The following is a 4,019-nucleotide window of genomic DNA, read 5'->3' as shown; positions in this document are numbered from 1 at the left end:
GGACGACCTGCTCGGGGGTGTGACGCTTCCTGCTGTTCGTCATGATCTGACCAGTCTCCCTGCCCGCGACCGCGGGCAACAGGACGACTCTCATAACGACTGGACCTACGAAACGGGGTCAGCCCAGCTGTGGTGAATTTGCCGTGCGAGCTCTTGGAACTGCTGTAGGCATACTTTTCCGCCCAGGCGGAGCCCGCTCGTCGATAGCATGGTGGCGAGTGACCGACTAGCCGGAACGAGCGGAGGACCCGATGAAGGCCGTAGAGCAGATGTACCTAGAATGTGAGCGTGCCCGAGTGCAGGGCACCCTCATCAAGCGAGTTAGCCGCAGTGACAAGGAGTATCACTTCCAGAACTGGGTCGGTGACCGGCTCAACGATTGTGGTCTCAACCACGACGAGCCTGGCCGCAATACCTATCCCGACTTCCGACTTGTCGACTACCCCGTGGGATTCGAGGTCAAGGGCCTGGCTTGGCCTGGACGAGAGGCTGACTACGACGCGAATAGCCAGGTGCCTACGCCGCGTCATAACGGGCGAGAGGTCTACTACGTCTTCGGGCGCTACCCGAAAGCCACGGATGAGGGTAACGAGTACCCGGTCGTAGACCTAGTGGTGTGCCACGCTTCCTTCCTGAATGCTGACGACGATTACACGCATAAGAACAAGTCGTTCCGCGGGTTCGGTTCTTATGGCGACATCCTCGTTAGAGACCGGAAGATGTACGTGGTTCCGACTCCATTTGCTCTAGCACAAAATACCACCGGGGTAAGCACCCTCATCATGCCGGAAGGCTACGTTCCTGAGAGTGACGAACTGGTGCAGGTCGGGTCACTGTCGCGCACCGAGGTAGACGAAGTCGTGTGTGCTTATGAGTTCAATCTTGAAACCAACGAGATGACGACAACGAAGCGGCCGAACCCAAATGCGGGCCGCGTGCACAACTTCACCGCATTCCGAATGCGCGGCCTGGGAGATGACAAGACCGTCTCCATGGTTGAGGCCACCAGTGAGACAACGACCGTCGGCGGAGTCGAGGGCGCTCAGTGACTACGAGCCAGCGCGAGACGCTGGACCTGGAACTGCCAACTCGCAAAGGGCCGACCGAGGTGCCTGCGAGAAGTGCACTGGAAGAGGGCTTCCCGGGGCTCATGCTCAGCCATGTTGGCACTAAGGAATCCTGGCGCAAAGAGGTGCACCGACCCGCGACGTCGACGCACAAATGGTGGGCCAAACGGCTTGGCACGGTCTTTCGTGGAATCATCGCCTCCGCGTCCGCCTCAAGTACGGCCGAGGCCCTGGATGCCTATAACTCGCGCACATCGTTGAACGGTTTGACGATTTTCGATCCCTTCGCTGGTTCGGGCACCACAGTCGTGGAATCGCTCAAGTTCGGCGCGACCGCTGTCGGTTTCGACATCAACCCAGTCGCCACCCTGGTTCAGCGCCAGGCAATCCAGCGTTGGGACTGGGAAACCTTGGAGAAGCTCTACTCGACTGTAGAGGCCCAGGTCCGTGAAGAAATCGACCGAGTCCATCGTGACCAGGAGGGGCGCACCGTCCTCTACTACTTCTGGGCCACGAAAGTTGATTGCCTAACGTGCAACGAGCCGACGCACCTTTTCGACTCACCCGTGTATTCCAAGCATGTCAGCGGAGGAGCCGGACGGGCACTGCGTGTTGTTTGTCCCCATTGTCTTTCTCTGTCCGAGCAACGAGGCGCATTCGAGGCATTCAGGTGCACGTGCGGAGAGTGGGTGGACAAACGAGGCCCGGTGCATGGCCCGAAGGTCAGGTGCCGACATGGTCACGAGAACAATGTGATCGACTCCCTTGGAGGTAACCTCCCCGAGCGCGTCATGTACGCGAAGATGGTGGTCGACAGCGCCGGAGCCAAGGCATACGAGCCCATCACGGATTGGGATCGCAACCTGTATGGGGAGTGCGAGGAACGGCTGGCGTCACTGCCTGATGGGTCGATCTTGCCGCAGGGAAGTCTTGAACCTGGCAACAACACCGTCCAGGCCATGCGCTGGAACTACAGGCGGTGGGCCGACTTTTTCAACGCGCGCCAGTTGTATTCACTGTCGCTCTTGGCCACGGCATTGCGTGATCTTCCAGAGTGCCCTGAGCGCGAGGCTCTGGTAGCTCTTTTCTCAGGCACGCTTGAGTTCAATAACATGTTCACCTCCTTCAAGGGGGAAGGAACCGGCGCAGTTCGACACATGTTCTCGCACCACATTTTGAAGCCTCAACGAACGCCGCTTGAGGCTCACCCATGGGGACATCCGAAGAGTTCGGGCTCGTTCTCCACTTTCAAGAAGTCTCGACTGAGCCGAGCCCATGACTACAAGAATGAACCTGCTGATCTGGTTGAACGGCGCGGCAAGGTAGAGCGCACAGTTGGCATTTCTTGTCCTGTTTCTGGCCCGGTGGCAATGTCTTGGACTGAGCTCGAGTCGACAGACGCGCGAGCCTACGTGCGGACTGGGAACTCGGCGGCGACCGATCTGCCTTCCGCTTCGGTCGACATGGTCATCACAGACCCGCCGTACATGGACAACGTGCACTATGCAGAGTTGGCCGACTTCTTCCACGCATGGTTGCGACAGATGGACCCGTTCGACGGCTATTCGGCGGCCGAATCTACTCGATCTGACGGTGAGGTTCAGGACGCTGATCCCGCCGCTTTCGGAAAGGCCATTTCAGGGGTCTGGAAGGAGTGCTCCCGAGTACTCAAGCCGGAAGGGATTGTTGCTTTCACTTTCCACCAGGCCAGGGTGGCCGGTTGGGTGGAACTGATTGAGGCCCTAAAGGCGGCCGGACTGACCGTCACGGCGGTCCAGCCTGTGACGGGTGAGATGTCTACGAGCGTGGTGAAAGCCGGAGCCCGAGAACCATCAAGCCTCGACAGCGTTGTCGTATGCCGGAAGACCAGTCACGTCGGGGCGAAGTATCACGCATCAGCGGAGGAGGCCCTCAGTGCGGCGTCCGCGCGACTCTCCAACCTCATCGAAGGAGGGGTGACCGTCGGGGCCGGTGATGTCAGGTCCGTGGTGCGCGGGACGATGCTGTCCTACTTCTCTGCGAGCGAAGGCCCCCTGTCCTCCTACGTGGAGATGGTTGATGGGATGGCCGACGACGTCATCAGGGAAACACTCTTCTCGAAGACGACTGTCTGAGTCTCAGCATCGACACGTGCACGGGAACGACGCGGTCCCCCTGCACCGCCGCGGCTGACGTCGAAGGTGACCGCTAGGGCGTGTCTGACAATGAGTCCAGGGGTCGGCTGACACCCTGAAAGGCATGTCCCGGTTCCAAATCCTCTCCGATGCTCAGTGGGCGCTGATCGCCCCGATGCTCCCAGCCCGCACGGGCCGACAGGGCCGACCCTTCGCCGATGCCCGCACGATGGTCGAGGCCATCATCTACCGGTACAGGTGCGGGATTCCGTGGCGTGATCTGCCCGAGGTCTACGGGCCCTGGCAGACCGTGTGGACCTGGCATCGGCGCATGGCCGAAGAGGGCACCTGGGACACGGTGTTGGCGACCCTCACGGCGGCTGCTGACGCTGAAGGCCTTATCGACTGGTCGGTGGCGGTGGACTCCACGATCGCCCGGGCACATCAGCACGCGACGAACACCACGCGCCTCACAGGGGGCTGGATCGAACTACAAGAATCTGCGTGAAGAGCCCGCCGATCACGGTATCGGGCGCTCACGGGGCGGGTTGAGCACGAAGATCCACCAGCTCGTCGACGGTGCAGGGCTGCCACTGGTCAGCCTGATCACCCCTGGCCAAGCAGGGGACTCGCCCATGCTGCTGCCGCTGCTGGAACAGCTGCGTGTGACCCGGCCGGCAGGTCGGCCCCGAACCCGCCCGGACGCAGTCTTAGGGCGTGTTGCTAAAGTAGGGTAGTCAGCCAGTGCAGTGTCGCTGCGAGGCTGAGCCCGGCGTGATAGTTCCGGGCGTACTTGTCCGAACGCATCGCGATCCCTCGCCACTGTTTGAGCCGGTTG

The 4,019-nt window shown here is 60.8% G+C and carries 2 protein-coding genes and 2 pseudogenes; 3 read left to right on the top strand and 1 reads right to left on the bottom strand.

The window, feature by feature from the left end:
* Window positions 1-296: 296 nt before the first annotated feature.
* The 3 genes and pseudogenes from MF605_RS11770 to MF605_RS11760 form a co-directional block, all read left to right on the top strand.
* On the top strand, window positions 297-1,049 hold the full coding sequence (locus MF605_RS11770) for a hypothetical protein (RefSeq protein WP_208857728.1): 753 nt from the start codon (window positions 297-299) through the stop codon (window positions 1,047-1,049).
* A complete protein-coding gene (locus MF605_RS11765; RefSeq protein ID WP_208857729.1) occupies window positions 1,046-3,181 on the top strand; it encodes a hypothetical protein in 2,136 nt (711 codons plus the stop codon). The genes MF605_RS11770 and MF605_RS11765 overlap by 4 nt, the downstream gene beginning before the upstream one ends.
* A gap of 124 nt (window positions 3,182-3,305) precedes the next feature.
* Window positions 3,306-3,897: pseudogene (locus tag MF605_RS11760) on the top strand (IS5 family transposase); the annotation flags it as partial.
* 7 nt (window positions 3,898-3,904) lie between these two features.
* On the opposite strand, the pseudogene MF605_RS11755 reads toward MF605_RS11760, so the two are convergent.
* Window positions 3,905-4,019, bottom strand: a pseudogene (locus MF605_RS11755) (IS5-like element ISMra2 family transposase); the annotation flags it as partial.

Source organism: Micrococcus luteus, from assembly GCF_022664405.1.
Lineage (GTDB): Bacteria > Actinomycetota > Actinomycetes > Actinomycetales > Micrococcaceae > Micrococcus > Micrococcus luteus.
The sequence above is the reverse complement of the archived record's forward strand: the minus strand, read 5'-3'. Positions and strand labels throughout refer to the sequence as shown.